Raw genomic sequence first — 14,813 nt, forward strand, 5'->3', positions numbered from 1 at the left:
ATGTTCGGCTACATGGGCCTGGTCGCCGCGACCATCTCCATCGCCGGCCTGTCCGTGACGGTGTGGGCCCACCACATGTACGTCACCGGCGGAGTGCTGCTGCCGTTCTTCTCCTTCATGACGTTCCTCATCGCCGTACCGACGGGCGTGAAGTTCTTCAACTGGATCGGAACGATGTGGAAGGGGTCCTTGTCGTTCGAGACCCCGATGCTCTGGGCCACCGGCTTCCTGATCACCTTCACCTTCGGTGGTCTGACCGGTGTCATCCTGGCCTCGCCGCCGATGGACTTCCACGTCTCGGACTCGTACTTCGTGGTCGCGCACTTCCACTACGTGGTGTTCGGCACGGTCGTGTTCGCGATGTTCTCCGGCTTCCACTTCTGGTGGCCGAAGATGACCGGCAAGATGCTGGACGAGCGCCTCGGCAAGATCACCTTCTGGACGCTGTTCATCGGCTTCCACGGCACCTTCCTGGTCCAGCACTGGCTGGGCGCCGAGGGCATGCCCCGTCGTTACGCGGACTATCTCGCGGCCGACGGCTTCACCGCCCTGAACACGATCTCGACGATCAGCTCCTTCCTGCTCGGCCTGTCGATCCTGCCGTTCCTCTACAACGTCTGGAAGACGGCCAAGTACGGCAAGAAGGTCGAGGTCGACGACCCGTGGGGCTACGGCCGTTCGCTCGAATGGGCGACGTCCTGCCCGCCGCCGCGGCACAACTTCCTCACCCTGCCCCGCATCCGCAGCGAATCCCCGGCGTTCGACCTGCACCACCCGGAGATCGCGGCTCTCGACCAGCTGGAGAACGCGCACCACGCTGACAAGGCCCTCGCCGGCGGCAAGGAGGCGGGCAAGTGAAGGTCCAGGGCTGGATGTTCATGTGGCTGAGCGCCTTCGTGCTCGCCATGGCGGTTGTCTACGGCCTCTGGTCCAAGGAGGCGGCCGGTACCACGGCCCTCTTCATGGCCTTCGGCCTCTGCGTCATGATCGGCTTCTACCTGGGCTTCACGGCCCGGCGGGTCGACACGCTGGCGCAGGACAACAAGGAGGCCGACGTCGCGGACGAGGCCGGCGAGGTGGGCTTCTTCAGCCCGCACAGCTGGCAGCCCCTCGCCCTCGGCATCGGTGGCGCGCTGGCCTTCCTCGGCGTGGCCATCGGCTGGTGGCTGCTGTACTTCTCGGCGCCGCTCATCGTGCTCGGCCTGTTCGGCTGGGTCTTCGAGTACTACCGCGGTGAGAACCGCACGCAGTAGCACACGCGGAACGCACCCGAGCCCGGACACTCCGTCAGGAGGTCCGGGCTCGTGCTTTTGCCGCAGCCCCGGTCCCTCGTCCGAGTGACCCAACGCGCCGCCGCTGACGAACCTTCATAGCCTCGGCTCATGAACCACTCTCCGCGCATCCGCACCGTCGTCAGCTGCACCGTGCTGGTGATCTCCCTCGGCGCGGGCTTCACCGCCTGCGGCTCGGACGGCGGCAACCCGCTGTCGGCCGAGCCGTACGACGCGGCGGGGCAGATCTCCTTCAACGGCCCGTCCGGCAAGGGCAAGAAGGCCGACCCCGACAAGCCCCTGGAGGTCACCACCTCCGAGGACGACGGACGGATCACGGACGTCACGGCCACGGACGCCACGGGGCGCTACGTCACGGGCGAACTCAACGCCGACGGCACCCGCTGGCGCAGCACCTCCCCGCTGGCCGCCAACGCCCACTACACGGTGCGGGTGAGCACGGAGGACGAGGACGGCGCCCCCGGCCGCAAGGTCCTCACCTTCGACACCACCAGGCCCACCACCAAGAAGAGCCTGACCGTGAAGTTCGGTCCGGACGCGGGCACCTACGGCGTCGGCCAGCCCGTCACCGCCGAACTGAACATGCCCGTCAAGGACAAGGCGCAGCGGGCCGTCGTGGAACGCGCCCTCAGGGTGGACTCCGTGCCCGCCGTGGAGGGCGCCTGGCACTGGGTGGACGACAAGGAACTCCACTACCGCCCCAAGGAGTACTGGCCCGCCCACGCCACCATCCAGGTCCACAGCGACCTCGACGGCGTGAAGATCAGCGACCGCCTCTGGGGCGGCGCCTCGAAGGGGCTCAAGCTCAGCACGGGCGACAAGATCGTCGCCGTGACGGACGCCGCGTCCCACGAGATGACGGTCTACAGGAACGGCGAGGAGATCAACGAGATCCCCGTCACCACCGGCAAGCCCGGCTTCGAGACCCGAAACGGCGTCAAGGTCGTACTGGGCAAGGAGTACTTCGTACGGATGCGCGGTACCACCGTCGGCATCTCCGAGGGCTCCTCGGACTCGTACGACCTCCCCGTGTACTACGCCACCCGCGTCACCTGGAGCGGCGAGTACGTCCACGCGGCCCCCTGGTCCGTGGGCTCCCAGGGCTCCGAGAACGTCAGCCACGGCTGCACGGGCATGAGCACCAGCAACGCCGAGTGGTTCTTCGACACCATCCACGAGGGCGACGTGGTCAAGGTCGTCAACTCCAACGGCGACGACATGGAGCCCTTCGGCAACGGCTTCGGCGACTGGAACGTCGGCTGGAAGAAGTGGCGGGGCGGCAGCGCACTCGTAGGGGGGACCCCTGACGGTCCCAGGCCTGAGGACGCGGCACGGCTCCGTCCTGAGTCCGTGTGAGAAGCGCCCCAAAGGGGCGCGGGGAACTGCGCGAGCAACCACAACCGGCCCGCAGCCGCGAAACTGCGGGCCGCCCCGAGCTACTAGGCGCTCAAAGCCCGCTTCTCACGCAAGAGAGACGCCAGAGCAGAGGCGAACTCAACAGGGTCGACAGGCAACGTCACAGCCGCGTCCGCCCGGCTCCACGTGGCGAGCCACGCGTCCTGAGGCCGCCCGATGAGGACAAGCACAGGCGGGCAGTTGAAGATCTCGTCCTTCACCTGACGGCACAGCCCCATGCCACCCATCGGCACGGACTCCCCGTCGAAGACACAGACGTCGATCCCACCCCGGTCCAGCTCCTTCAAGGCCGCCGCGGGCGTCGCGCACTCCAGGAACTCGACCAACGGCGCGTCCGGAGCCGGCCGGCGCCCCGCGGCCAGCCGGACTTGCTCGCGGGTGTTGGAGTCATCGCTGTAGACCAGCACCGTGGCGGTCGGCTGCATTCTTCCTCCCAAGGTCCGTTGCGCGGATGCTACTCCCTTGAACACCCCGTCAACACCTGTTGGAACACCCCTGCGATGGGCCATACGGGCAGTACACACGCTGCGGACACTCCGAACGGCACCCCCCGGAGTGAGGGCGGGATAAGCGACCGACATAATGTCGGTCGTGGCGACAGCAACGACAGTAGAAACCGGGCACGCGCACCCGTCGGTCAACCGGCCGAACCTCACCAGCGTCGGAACCATCATCTGGCTGAGTTCCGAGCTGATGTTCTTCGCGGCCCTCTTCGCGATGTACTTCACCCTGCGATCGGTGACCGGTCCGGATCACTGGAAGGAGATGGCGAGCCATCTCAACCTTCCGTTCTCCGCGACCAACACCACGATCCTGGTGCTCTCCTCCCTCACCTGCCAGCTCGGCGTCTTCGCCGCCGAGCGCGGGGACGTGAAGAAGCTCAGGGGCTGGTTCATCATCACGTTCGTGATGGGTGCGATCTTCATCGGCGGTCAGATCTTCGAGTACACGGAGCTGGTGAAGAAGGACGGCCTGTCGCTGTCCTCCGACCCGTACGGCTCGGTGTTCTACCTGACCACCGGCTTCCACGGCATGCACGTGACGGGTGGCCTCATCGCCTTCCTGTTCGTTCTCGGCCGCACCTACGCGGCGAAGAGGTTCACCCACGAACAGGCGACCGCGGCCATCGTCGTGTCCTACTACTGGCACTTCGTCGATGTCGTCTGGATCGGCCTCTTCGCCACGATCTACTTGATCAAGTAGTCGGGCCCGATCCCGCGCGCGGCCAAGAAGCGCACATTCCAGAAGCATCGACGCAGAAGATCCTGACACCGGGGTAATCCGTGAAAAAGCTCTCCACACGACGACGCCATCCGCTGGCGGCGGTCGTCGTACTACTCCTCGCGCTGGCGGCAGCCGGAGGGGCGTTCAGCCTGCTCGCGCCCGCGAGCAAGGCGCAGGCCGACGAGTCGGCTCAGTCCCTCTCCATCGACGAGGGCAAGAAGCTCTTCGCCGTCGGTTGCGCCAGCTGCCACGGCACCGGCGGTCAGGGCTCCTCCGACGGGCCGAGCCTCGTGGGTGTCGGCGCCGCGGCGGTCGACTTCCAGGTGGGCACCGGCCGTATGCCGGCCCAGCAGCCGGGCGCTCAGATCCCGGCCAAGAAGGTCATCTACTCCCAGGCCGAGATCGACCAACTCGCGGCGTACATCGCCTCGTTGGGCGCCGGTCCGGTCATCCCGACGAAGAACGAGTACGGGCCGGAAGGGTCGGACATCGCCAAGGGCGGCGAGCTGTTCCGCACCAACTGCGCCCAGTGCCACAACTTCACCGGCAAGGGCGGCGCGCTGACGCACGGCAAGTTCGCGCCGAGCCTCGAAGGCGTTGCCCCGAAGCACATCTACGAGGCCATGCAGACCGGCCCGCAGAACATGCCTTCCTTCCCCGACACCACGCTGTCGTCGAAGAACAAGAAGGACATCATCGCGTACCTCAACGCGGTCAACGGCGACAACACCGAGAGCCCCGGCGGTCTTGAGCTGGGCGGTCTCGGTCCGGTCAGTGAGGGTCTCTTCGCCTGGATCTTCGGTCTGGGCGCGCTGATCGCGGTAGCCGTCTGGGTCGCCGCTCGGACCGCAAAGGCCAAGAAGTCATGAGTAGCCAAGACATTCCAGAAGAGAACCTGCCCGCTGAGCAGGACGCGCACGGCGCGGTGTCGGTCGCGGACGAGCAGAACCCGTTCGCCGACCCGGGACTGCCGCCGCACGAGCACCGTGTCCAGGACATCGACGAGCGGGCCGCCAAGCGGTCCGAGCGCGTCGTCGCCTTCCTGTTCACGGTCTCGATGCTCGCCACCGTCGGCTTCATCGCCTCGTACGTGGGCATCCCGCACAACAAGGCGATCTTCGTCTTCCCGATCGGTCACATCAACGCGCTCAACTTCGCGTTGGGTCTGACCCTCGGTACGGCGCTCTTCACCATCGGCGCGGGCGCGGTCCACTGGGCCCGCACCCTGATGTCCGACGTGGAGATCGCCGACGAGCGGCACGCGATCGAGGCGCCCCCCGAGGTCAAGGCCAAGGTTCTGGCCGACTTCAAGGAGGGTGCCAAGGAGTCCGCGCTCGGCCGTCGCAAGCTGATTCGCAACACGATGTTCGGCGCGCTGGCCCTGTTCCCGCTCTCCGGCGTCATGCTGCTGCGCGACCTGGGCCCGCTGCCGGGGACGAAGCTCCGCCACACCATCTGGTCCAAGGGCAAGCTGCTCGTCAACATGAACACGAACCTGCCGCTGCGTCCCTCGGACGTGGCCGTCGGCTCGCTCACCTTCGCCAAGCCCGAGGGCCTGGAGGAGACCGACGAGGAGTTCCAGACCGAGATCGCCAAGGCGGCGCTGATGATCGTCCGGCTCCAGCCGGAGAACATCAAGGACAAGCGCGAGCTGGAGTGGGCGCACGAGGGCATCGTCGCCTTCTCGAAGATCTGCACCCACGTGGGCTGCCCGATCTCCCTGTACGAGCAGCAGACGCACCACGTGCTGTGCCCGTGCCACCAGTCCACCTTCGACCTCTCCGACGGTGCCCGAGTGATCTTCGGCCCGGCCGGTCACGCCCTGCCGCAGCTGCGCATCGGCGTGAGCGACGAGGGTTACCTCGAAGCGCTCGGCGACTTCGAGGAGCCCGTCGGTCCTGCATTCTGGGAGCGCGGATGAGCACCAACGAGACCAATGAGCGGCGCGACAAAGCACCGGCCGGCGAGAAGATCGCCGACTGGGCGGACGGACGCCTGGGGATCTACTCCCTGGCCAAGTCCAACATGCGCAAGATCTTCCCCGACCACTGGTCGTTCATGCTGGGCGAGGTCTGCCTCTACAGCTTCATCATCATCATCCTCACGGGTGTGTATCTGACGCTGTTCTTCCACCCGTCGATGAACGAGGTGACGTACCACGGCAGCTATGTCCCGCTCCAGGGGCAGCTGATGTCGGAGGCGTTCAACTCGACGATGCACATCTCCTTCGATGTGCGCGGTGGTCTGCTGATCCGTCAGATCCACCACTGGGCGGCGCTGATCTTCCTCGCCGCCATGTTCGTGCACATGATGCGCGTGTTCTTCACGGGTGCGTTCCGCAAGCCGCGTGAGGTCAACTGGCTGTTCGGCTTCCTGCTGTTCGTCCTGGGCATGTTCACCGGCTTCACCGGTTACTCGCTCCCGGACGACCTGCTCTCCGGCACCGGTGTCCGCTTCATGGAGGGCGCGGTCCTGTCCGTGCCGATCGTCGGCACGTACCTGTCGTTCTTCCTCTTCGGCGGCGAGTTCCCGGGCGGCGACTTCGTCGCGCGGTTCTACTCGATCCACATCCTGCTGCTGCCGGGCATCATGCTCGGCCTGGTGGTCGGCCACCTGATCCTGGTCTTCTACCACAAGCACACGCAGTTCGCGGGCCCCGGAAAGACGAACAACAACGTCGTCGGCATGCCGCTGCTGCCGGTCTACATGGCCAAGGCCGGAGGCTTCTTCTTCCTGGTCTTCGGTGTCATCGCGGCCGTCGCGGCGATCGCCTCGATCAACCCGATCTGGGCCATGGGCCCGTACCGTCCGGACATGGTGTCCACGGGCGCCCAGCCCGACTGGTACATGGGCTTCTCCGAAGGCCTGATCCGCTTCATGCCCGGCTGGGAGATCAACTTCTGGGGTCACACGCTCGTCCTGGGCGTGTTCATCCCGCTGATCATCTTCCCGCTGGTCCTGGTCGCGATCGCGGTCTACCCGTTCATCGAGTCCTGGGTCACCGGCGACAAGAGCGAGCACCACATCCTGGACCGCCCGCGCAACGTCCCGACCCGTACGGCCTTCGGTGCCGCGTGGATCTCGTGGTACTTCGTCCTGCTCGTCGGTGGCGGCAACGACATCTGGGCCACGCACTTCCACCTGTCGATCAACACGATCACCTGGGCTGTGCGCGTCGGCTTCTTCGTGGTGCCGGTGCTCGTCTTCATCGCCACCAAGCGGGTCTGCCTCGGCCTCCAGCGCCGCGACAAGGACAAGGTGCTGCACGGCCGCGAGTCGGGCATCATCAAGCGCCTGCCGCACGGTGAGTTCGTCGAGATCCACGAGCCGCTCAGCCAGGACGCGCTGCACACGCTCACCGCGCACGAGCAGTACGTGCCGGCCGCGATCGGCGCGACCGTCGACGAGAACGGTGTCGAGCGCAAGGTCAAGGGCTCCGAGAAGCTGCGCGCCAAGCTGAGCGAGGCGTACTACGGCGAGGAGTCCCAGATCGCCAAGCCCACTGTCGAGGAGTACAAGGAGATCACGAGCGGCCACGGCCACCACTGATCGCTGAGGCGTCGCCACGCCGCGGTCGAAGGGCCCCGTCCGAACACCGGACGGGGCCCTTTGCCGTGCCGTGAGCTGGATAGGGTGGGCCGAACACACACCATTATTTGAAGTACGACACTCAGGAGCGGCCGTATGAGCGCTGTGACCCCCGCTGGAGGCGACACCGCGGCGGCCCGTTCCTGGCCCGACGTACTGAGCGCGCTGCTGGCCGGACAGGACCTGAGCACCGCCGACACGGCGTGGGCGATGGACCGCATCATGAGCGGTGAGGCCGCGGACGCGCAGATCGCGGGCTTCCTGGTGGCGCTGCGGGCCAAGGGCGAGACGGTCGAGGAGATCACCGGTCTCGTCGAGACGATGTACGCCCACGCGAAGCCGCTGGACATCCCGGGTCCCGCCGTCGACATCGTCGGTACGGGCGGCGACCGGGCGAAGACGGTCAACATCTCGACGATGTCCGCGATCGTGATCGCCGGTACGGGTGCGAAGGTCGTCAAGCACGGCAACCGGGCCGCGTCCTCGGCGAGCGGCTCCTCCGACGTGCTGGAGAAGCTCGGCATCAATCTGAACCTGCCGACCGAGCAGGTGGCGCGGGTGGCGGCGGAGGCCGGGATCACCTTCTGCTTCGCGGCCAAGTTCCACCCGTCGATGCGGTTCGTCGGCGCGGTCCGGGGGGCGCTGGGGATCCCGACCGCGTTCAACCTCCTCGGCCCGCTCACCAACCCGGCGAAGGTCACCTCGTCGGCGGTCGGCTGCTTCGACACCCGCATGGCCGGGCTCATCGCGGGCGTGCTCGCCGAACGCGGCTCCTCCGCGCTGGTGTTCCGCGGTGACGACGGCCTCGACGAGCTGACGACCACGGCGACCTCCCGGGTGTGGATCGTCCGCGACGGCAAGGTCACCGAGGAGTCCTTCGACCCCCGGGACGTAGGCCTCGAACTCGTCCCCGTCGAGGCCCTGCGCGGCGCCGACCCCGACTACAACGCGGGCGTCGCCCGCCGCATCCTGGACGGCGAGCCGGGCCCCGTACGGGACGCCGTACTCCTGAACTCGGCGGCCGCCCTGGTGGCGCTGGAGCGGGGGGACGGGCCGTTGGTGGACCGGATCCGCGTCGGGATGGAGAAGGCGGCGGAGTCGATCGACTCGGGGGCGGCCAAGCGCACTCTGGAGCGCTGGGCGGCGGCGACCAACGCGTAGCCGGTACAGCGGTACAGCGGTCGTCGTCCCGCGATCCGGACACGGGTTGCGGGACGACGATCACTTCACGTAAGTTTTTTGACCAGGTCATGAGTGACAGTCATGAGGCCCCGGCCGACTGTCCGGCAACCCTCCGTCCGTGGCGGGGTGCCCCGGGTGAAGACCAGGCCGTAGGCAGCGAGGTCTGCGGCAAGCGCGGGCCCCTCGAAAGACACCAGGGGTCCTGGTCATCGAGGGAGCCCTCTGTGAGCAAGCGAATGCGATAGGGCGTCGAGCCCCGCCTCCGCACACCCCCTTTCACCCCCCTCCGTGCTTGAGCCATGTCCCGCTCGCGCGGCGGAACCGCCTTGCCTCTCACAGGAGTTCGCCATGTCTGTCTCCACCACGGCCGCCGCTACGACGCTTTGTGCCCAGCTGCCCGTTCTCGGACGGGATGTCACCGTCCCGCTCGTCACGGGCGGCGAGGTCACCTACGCGGCGCTCGACTACGCGGCCAGCGCCCCCGCCCTCCAGCGCGTCTGGGACGACGTGGCGGCCTACGCCCCGTACTACGGCAGCGTCCACCGAGGCGCCGGCTACCTCTCGCAACTCTCGACGGACCTCTTCGAGAACGCGCGCAAGACGGTCGAGGAGTTCCTCGACTGCCGCCCCGACGACCAGCTGATTTTCACCCGCTCCACCACGGACTCCCTCAACCTCCTCGCCGCCGCCCTCCCGGCCGACTGCCAGGTCTTCGTCTTCGAGACCGAGCACCACGCGTCCCTCCTCCCCTGGAAGGACGCCCGGGTCACCTACCTCAACGCCCCGCGCACCCCGGCCCAGGCCGTCGAGACCCTGGAGCAGGCCCTCGCCGCCCGCGACCCTTACGGCCCGGCCCTGGTCTGCGTCACCGGCGCCTCGAACGTCACCGGCGAACTGTGGCCGGTACGGGAGTTGGCGGCCGCCGCTCACGCCCACGGCGCCCGGATCGTCCTCGACGCCGCCCAACTCGCCCCGCACCACCCGGTGTCCGTCCAGGACCTCGACGTCGACTGGATCGCCTTCTCCGGCCACAAGCTCTACGCCCCGTTCGGCTCCGGAGTCCTCGCCGGCCGCGCCGACTGGCTCCAGGCGGCCGACCCCTACCTCGCGGGCGGCGGCGCCAGCCGCAAGGTAACTCGGCGCGAGGACGGGGGAGTTGACGTGGAGTGGCACGACAGCGCCGCCCGCCACGAGGCCGGCTCCCCGAACGTCATCGGCGCCTACTCCATCGCGTCGGCCTGCAAGGCGCTGACGGAGGCGGGCTTCGACACGCTGGTGGCCCGCGAGCAGCACCTGATCGCCGAGGTCCGCGCGGGCCTGGCGGCGATCCCCCAGGTCAAGGTCCTGTCCCTCTTCGGCGACGACGCCCCGCGCGTGGGCGTCATCTCCTTCGTCGTCGACGGCTGGAACAGCTCGCACTTCGCGGCCGCCCTCTCCGCCGAGTACGGCATCGGCGTCCGCGACGGCCTCTTCTGCGCCCACCCCCTGGTCCGCACCCTCCTGGGCAGCGACCCCCAGACCCAGGGCGAGTGCGGCGCCCCCGAGGCCGCCCCGGGTGAAAAGTCCCTCAACGCGATCCGAGTGAGCTTCGGCGCGGGCACTCCGGACGAGCACGTGGAGCGCTTCGTGACGGCGGTACGGGAACTGGTGACCGACGGCGCGAAGTGGAACTACCGCACAGAGGGTGGCCGTTGCGTCCCGGCGGTGTGATGTAAACAGGCTTGGGGCGAGTCGCCCCGGGGGCGCGGGGAACTGCGCGACCAGCCACACACGGCCGTCAGTCGCAAACGATCCGCGCCCCCCACCCCACTAGGCGCCCAACCTCAAGAATCCAGCCCAATGGCGAACGCGGCCTCAAGGTCGTGCTGTGAGTACGTCCGGAACGCCACGTGTGTGTCCGTGCCCTCGACGCCCGGGATCTTGCTGATCCGGCCGGGAATCACCTCGGCCAGGTCCTCGTGCTGTCGCACCCGCACCATCGCGATCAAGTCGTACGTACCGGTGACGGAGAAGACCTCGCTCACGGATTCGAGCGCGGCGATCGACTCGGCGATCTCCGGAATCCGGTCCACGCTGGTCTTGATGAGGACGATCGCGGTGATCACGGCTGGTTCTCTCCCTCGGGGACCGTTGCTGGGGCGGCCCTCACTCTAGTCGTACGGCCGAATCTGACCCACGCGTAACCGAAGCCCAGGGTGAAGCCGACCAGGTGGGCCAGGTACGCCACCCCCGGTCCCTGTGCGGCCTGGCCCGCCGCCAGCCACTGGAGGGCGGCCCAGAAGGGCAGGACGACCCACGCGGGGAAGCGCAGCGGCAGGAAGAAGAGGAAGGGGAGGAGGCTCGTCACGCGGGCCCGGGGGAACAGGTACAGGAACGCACCGAGGACCGCCGAGATCGCCCCGGACGCGCCGACGAGGGACTGCGCGGAGTCGGCGTTGGCCAGCGCGTAGCCCAGCAGCGCCAGATAACCGCAGGCCAGATAGAACAGGGTGAACTCGACTCGGCCCAGCCGCTCCTCGGTCATCGCTCCGAAGACGTAGAGGAAGAGCATGTTGCCGAGGAGATGGATCCAGCTGCCGTGGATGAAAAGGGCGGTGACCGGGGTCAGCGCCTCTCGCGCCGGGCTCGCGAACAGGTCGGCCGGTACCACGCCCCAGCGGTGGAAGTACGCGCGCTGGGCGGCGAGCAGCGCGTCCCCCGTGCCGTAGGACGGGACGAAACCCGAGGTCGGGCCGAGGACGAAGATCAGGCAGCACAGGCCGATCAGGGCGTATGTCATGGGCGTCGAGGTGCCGCGGAACGTCCTGACGAGCGCCGGGCCCCAGTTGCTGATCATGGACACAGAGCATGACGTAAGGGGATGTACCGGGGCGTGGTGCCTCGCCGCTGTGGACGACCGAGCGGCGAGTACCCGCCAGGCCGTAGGGTTACGAGCCACACTCGCCGGGCAAACCGGCGATCACGGAAACTGGAACAAGAAGGAAGCGGAAAGCCACGATGACGGTACCCCTGCCGACCGCCTCGACGCGGTGGCGCTGCACCCTCTGCGGCAACCTCACGCGCTTCGACGTGACGCGTTCGTCGAAGGTCGTGGAGTACCTCCACCTGGACCTGGCGGGTGAGCCGAAGGTGGAGGAGCGCGAGGTGGTCAGTGAGACCATCGAGTCGGTGCGCTGCCGCTGGTGCAACGCCGTGGATCAGGTGGAACTCGTGGACAGGCCGGGTGCCGGCTCCTGAGAGGGAGCGGCCCCGCACACGTATAGGGGTGTGAGGGATGGTGGAGAACTCAGGCGGGGGGCCGGGCGACGGCGCCGCCGAGGTGCTCGACCGTCCGCTGCCCGACGGCGTGCGGAGGAGAGTCGTACAGATCGTGTCGGACGGCTTCGGCGGCCTCACCGTCGCCGAACTGCCCGCGCAGCTACGACAGTACGCCCGCTTCGCCCCCAACCGGCGCGCCAAGTTCGCCGGCAACGCCATGGCCGCCGCGCTGGAGTCCGATCCGCTGTTCCGGCAGCGTATCGGGGAGAAGCTGAGAGAGACCCAGCCGGAACTGACCGGCGCCCTCGACTCCGGCTCGCCGCCCCCGGCCGCGGATCCGCTCGACGTGGCGGCCGCGGCCTATGTTCTGCGCCCCACCGGCTGGGTGAAGCTGGTGACCGCCGCCGGCGAGGAGGCGCTGCGCGCCGACGCCGAGCGCGCCGACGAGGAGAGCCGGGCCGAACTGGAGCGGCTGCGCGAGGAGTTGGCGCAGGCGCGGGACGCGACCCGGTCCGAGACCGAGCGGCTGCGCACCGAGCTGGACGTGGCGAAGAAGGAAGCGGAATCGCTTCACCGCAAGCTGCGGTCCGCGCACAGCGACATCAAGCGCGGCGAGGCCGCCCTGCGCAAGCTGCGGGCCGAGACGGACACCGCGCGCGCGGAGGGCCAGACCCAGGTGTCCGCGGCCGAGAGCGAGAGCCGGCGGCTCAAGGCCCGGCTCGCCGAGGCGGAGGCGGCCCTGGAGGCCACCCGCAAGGCGGCCCGGGAGGGGCGCAGCGTCGAGGACATGCGGGTACGGCTGCTGCTCGACACCGTGCTGGAGGCGGCCCAGGGACTGCGCCGCGAACTGGCGCTGCCGCCCGTCTCCGTACGGCCCGCCGAGACCGTCGACGCGGTCGAACCGGGACGAATGACCCCGAAAGACATCGCGGCGCGGGCGTTGTCCGAGAACGACCCCGCGATCCTGGACCAGTTGCTCGCGCTGCCGCAGGCGCACCTGGTCGTCGACGGCTACAACGTCACCAAGACCGGCTATCCCCAAATGCCCCTGGAGAAGCAGCGGTTGAGGCTGCTCGGGCAGCTCTCGCAGCTGGCCGCGCAGACCGGCGCCGAGGTCACCTGTGTCTTCGACGGGGCCGAGCTGGTCGCGCCGGTGCTGCTCGCGCCGCCGCGCGGAGTGCGGGTGCTGTTCTCCAAACCGGGCGTCACCGCCGACGAGTTGATCCGCCAGCTGGTGCGCGCGGAGCCGCCGGGGAGGCCGGTCATCGTCGCCTCGACCGACCGTGAGGTGGCCGACGGCATCGCGAAGGCGGGCGCGCGGCCCGTCGCTTCTGCGGTACTCCTCAAACGACTGTCGTGAAGCAACTGTCGTGAAGCAACTGTCGTGAAGGTCAACGTACAGGTTTAATGCCGGAATTGACCGAACCGTCACGCAACGTAGCGTCAATCGACCATCACTGCATGTTGGTTATGTGCAAAGAATGCTTTGAGTGACGGCATTTTTTCGTGTGAGGATTTGAACTGATCACAGGAACGTCACTAGGGTCGTGCCTCGAACCTCCGAACGGGTGATCACTCAATAGAAGGAGCTCGACTCCGTGGCGTCCCATCGTCGACCGAAGCAGCCGAGCCGCACGCGTGTGACTGTGCTGACCACCGCAGCCGCAGCCGCCGTTGCCTTCAGCGCTCAGGCAGCCAATGCCGCGCCGAGCGAGAAGCCCAGCAAGGACGAGGTCAAGGCGAAGGTCGACGCCCTCTACGAGCAGGCCGAGCAGGCCACCGAGAAGCTCGACGGGGCCCAGGAGAAGCAGGAGAAGCTCCAGAAGGAGATCTCCACCATCCAGGACAACGTGGCCCGCGGTCAGGAGGAGCTCAACAAGCTCCGGGACGGCCTCGGCACGATGGCCAGCGCCCAGTACCGCACCGGCGGCATCGACCCGTCGATCCAGCTGTTCCTGTCCTCGGACCCGAGCGACTACCTCGACAAGGCGTCCACCATGGACCAGTTGAGCGCTCAGCAGGTCGAGGCGCTCACGAAGATCCAGAGCAAGCAGCGCGAACTCGCCCAGGAGCGCGCGGAGGCGAGCACCAAGCTCAAGGACCTCTCCGCCACCCGCACCGAGCTCAAGAAGAAGAAGGACGAGGTCAAGGCGAAGCTGGCCTCGGCCCAGAAGATCCTCAACACCCTGACGGCGGCGGAGAAGGCGTCCCTCGCCCAGGACCAGGCCAACGCGGCCAGCCGTTCCACCTCCCGCGTGAACCTCGGCAACACCGGTTCCGCCTCCAGCCGTGCCGCCGCGGCCTTCGCCGCCGCCCAGTCGGTCCTCGGCTCCCCGTACGTCTACGGCGCCTCCGGCCCCTCCTCCTTCGACTGCTCCGGCCTCACCTCCTGGGCCTACGCACAGGCGGGCGTCTCCATACCCCGCACGTCGGAGGCGCAGGCCAACGCCGGCACCCGCATCACCAGCGAGAGCGACCTCAAGGTCGGCGATCTGGTCATCTTCTACGGCGACTACCACCACGTCGGCCTGTACGCGGGCAACGGCCAGGTGCTGCACGCCCCGCACACCGGCGCCGTCGTGCGCTACGAGTCGATCGGCAACATGCCCTTCCAGTTCGGCGTCCGGATCTGATCCGGTCCGTATCCGGTCGTTCCGGACCGCCCGAACGGGCGAATTGCGACACTCCAGGCTGACCCCGCGCCCCGCCCATGACCTGCGTCATAGGCGGGGCGTCACGTTGTGTGGCCGTGGAGGTCTTTGGCCCGCACCCCTTCGCGGAGCTACTGTCTGGCGCGTTTCCCCGCATCGGGGGAGCGGTCCGTGTCCGCCAGCGGAAGGAGTGCGGCTTCCC

General features: G+C 68.0%; 15 protein-coding genes and 1 riboswitch. Of the genes, 12 read left to right on the plus strand and 3 right to left on the minus strand.

What is annotated here, in order from left to right:
- From ACWIHT_RS16820 to ACWIHT_RS16830, 3 genes are all read left to right on the plus strand, one after another.
- A partial coding sequence (locus tag ACWIHT_RS16820) for a cytochrome c oxidase subunit I (RefSeq protein WP_456168859.1) occupies positions 1–858 on the plus strand: 858 nt, incomplete at its 5' end.
- Entirely contained in the window at positions 855–1,253 is a 399-nt protein-coding gene (locus ACWIHT_RS16825; protein WP_200711608.1) for a cytochrome c oxidase subunit 4, read from the plus strand. The genes ACWIHT_RS16820 and ACWIHT_RS16825, both read left to right, overlap by 4 nt.
- A gap of 129 nt (positions 1,254–1,382) precedes the next feature.
- Positions 1,383–2,648: an Ig-like domain-containing protein gene (locus ACWIHT_RS16830; protein WP_456168861.1), complete on the plus strand. Its 1,266-nt coding sequence runs from the start codon at positions 1,383–1,385 to the stop codon at positions 2,646–2,648.
- Positions 2,649–2,731: 83 nt separating this feature from the next.
- Here ACWIHT_RS16830 and ACWIHT_RS16835 read toward each other — a convergent pair whose 3' ends face one another.
- The gene (locus tag ACWIHT_RS16835; protein ID WP_456168863.1) at positions 2,732–3,133 is read right to left on the minus strand and encodes a hypothetical protein; all 402 of its coding nucleotides are present in this window, start codon (positions 3,131–3,133) and stop codon (positions 2,732–2,734) included.
- A 157-nt stretch (positions 3,134–3,290) separates the two neighbouring features.
- Here ACWIHT_RS16835 and ctaE point away from each other — a divergent pair, with 157 nt between their 5' ends.
- From ctaE to ACWIHT_RS16865, 6 genes are all read left to right on the plus strand, one after another.
- A complete protein-coding gene (gene ctaE, locus ACWIHT_RS16840; protein ID WP_019067823.1) occupies positions 3,291–3,911 on the plus strand; it encodes an aa3-type cytochrome oxidase subunit III in 621 nt (206 codons plus the stop codon).
- A gap of 80 nt (positions 3,912–3,991) precedes the next feature.
- The gene (gene qcrC / locus ACWIHT_RS16845; RefSeq protein ID WP_019067822.1) at positions 3,992–4,801 is read left to right on the plus strand and encodes a cytochrome bc1 complex diheme cytochrome c subunit; all 810 of its coding nucleotides are present in this window, start codon (positions 3,992–3,994) and stop codon (positions 4,799–4,801) included.
- Entirely contained in the window at positions 4,798–5,853 is a 1,056-nt protein-coding gene (gene qcrA / locus ACWIHT_RS16850) for a cytochrome bc1 complex Rieske iron-sulfur subunit (RefSeq protein WP_456168866.1), read from the plus strand. Before qcrC ends, qcrA begins: the two co-directional genes overlap by 4 nt.
- Positions 5,850–7,481 carry a cytochrome bc1 complex cytochrome b subunit gene (gene qcrB, locus ACWIHT_RS16855; RefSeq protein WP_456168868.1) on the plus strand — a complete coding sequence of 544 codons (1,632 nt, stop codon included), beginning with the start codon at positions 5,850–5,852 and terminating at the stop codon, positions 7,479–7,481. The genes qcrA and qcrB overlap by 4 nt, the downstream gene beginning before the upstream one ends.
- A gap of 135 nt (positions 7,482–7,616) precedes the next feature.
- On the plus strand, positions 7,617–8,681 hold the full coding sequence (gene trpD, locus ACWIHT_RS16860) for an anthranilate phosphoribosyltransferase (RefSeq protein ID WP_456168870.1): 1,065 nt from the start codon (positions 7,617–7,619) through the stop codon (positions 8,679–8,681).
- A gap of 85 nt (positions 8,682–8,766) precedes the next feature.
- Positions 8,767–8,883, plus strand: a riboswitch (SAM riboswitch).
- Positions 8,884–9,050: 167 nt separating this feature from the next.
- Positions 9,051–10,412, plus strand: coding sequence for an aminotransferase class V-fold PLP-dependent enzyme (locus tag ACWIHT_RS16865; protein WP_456168872.1), 1,362 nt, complete (start codon positions 9,051–9,053; stop codon positions 10,410–10,412).
- 113 nt (positions 10,413–10,525) lie between these two features.
- Here the strand turns inward: ACWIHT_RS16865 and ACWIHT_RS16870 are convergent, their stop codons facing one another.
- Both ACWIHT_RS16870 and ACWIHT_RS16875 read right to left on the minus strand, forming a co-directional pair.
- Entirely contained in the window at positions 10,526–10,807 is a 282-nt protein-coding gene (locus ACWIHT_RS16870; protein ID WP_019062383.1) for an Lrp/AsnC family transcriptional regulator, read from the minus strand.
- Positions 10,804–11,538, minus strand: coding sequence for a rhomboid family intramembrane serine protease (locus ACWIHT_RS16875; RefSeq protein WP_456168874.1), 735 nt, complete (start codon positions 11,536–11,538; stop codon positions 10,804–10,806). The genes ACWIHT_RS16870 and ACWIHT_RS16875 overlap by 4 nt, the downstream gene beginning before the upstream one ends.
- 161 nt (positions 11,539–11,699) lie before the next feature.
- Between ACWIHT_RS16875 and ACWIHT_RS16880 the strand changes: the two genes are divergently transcribed.
- The 3 genes from ACWIHT_RS16880 to ACWIHT_RS16890 all read left to right on the plus strand — a co-directional run bounded on the left by ACWIHT_RS16880 (position 11,700) and on the right by ACWIHT_RS16890 (position 14,593).
- A complete protein-coding gene (locus ACWIHT_RS16880) occupies positions 11,700–11,939 on the plus strand; it encodes a hypothetical protein (RefSeq protein ID WP_019067815.1) in 240 nt (79 codons plus the stop codon).
- Between the two features lie 37 nt (positions 11,940–11,976).
- Positions 11,977–13,320 (plus strand): NYN domain-containing protein, encoded by a 1,344-nt coding sequence (locus ACWIHT_RS16885; RefSeq protein WP_456168876.1) that lies wholly within the window; start codon positions 11,977–11,979, stop codon positions 13,318–13,320.
- Positions 13,321–13,558: 238 nt separating this feature from the next.
- Positions 13,559–14,593, plus strand: a complete 1,035-nt coding sequence (locus ACWIHT_RS16890) for an NlpC/P60 family protein (RefSeq protein ID WP_456168878.1) — start codon at positions 13,559–13,561, stop codon at positions 14,591–14,593.
- Positions 14,594–14,813 lie beyond the last annotated feature (220 nt).

This window comes from Streptomyces sp. NPDC002276, assembly GCF_053891435.1.

Bases quoted from the DNA above. Each gene is read 5' to 3' on its own strand.
- ACWIHT_RS16830 (WP_456168861.1), top strand. From the start codon at position 1,383: ATGAACCACTCTCCGCGCATCCGCACCGTCGTCAGCTGCACCGTGCTG.
- ACWIHT_RS16835 (WP_456168863.1), bottom strand. From the start codon at position 3,133: ATGCAGCCGACCGCCACGGTGCTGGTCTACAGCGATGACTCCAACACC.
- ctaE (WP_019067823.1), top strand. From the start codon at position 3,291: ATGTCGGTCGTGGCGACAGCAACGACAGTAGAAACCGGGCACGCGCAC.
- qcrA (WP_456168866.1), top strand. From the start codon at position 4,798: ATGAGTAGCCAAGACATTCCAGAAGAGAACCTGCCCGCTGAGCAGGAC.
- qcrB (WP_456168868.1), top strand. From the start codon at position 5,850: ATGAGCACCAACGAGACCAATGAGCGGCGCGACAAAGCACCGGCCGGC.
- trpD (WP_456168870.1), top strand. From the start codon at position 7,617: ATGAGCGCTGTGACCCCCGCTGGAGGCGACACCGCGGCGGCCCGTTCC.
- ACWIHT_RS16865 (WP_456168872.1), top strand. From the start codon at position 9,051: ATGTCTGTCTCCACCACGGCCGCCGCTACGACGCTTTGTGCCCAGCTG.
- ACWIHT_RS16875 (WP_456168874.1), bottom strand. From the start codon at position 11,538: ATGATCAGCAACTGGGGCCCGGCGCTCGTCAGGACGTTCCGCGGCACC.
- ACWIHT_RS16880 (WP_019067815.1), top strand. From the start codon at position 11,700: ATGACGGTACCCCTGCCGACCGCCTCGACGCGGTGGCGCTGCACCCTC.
- ACWIHT_RS16885 (WP_456168876.1), top strand. From the start codon at position 11,977: ATGGTGGAGAACTCAGGCGGGGGGCCGGGCGACGGCGCCGCCGAGGTG.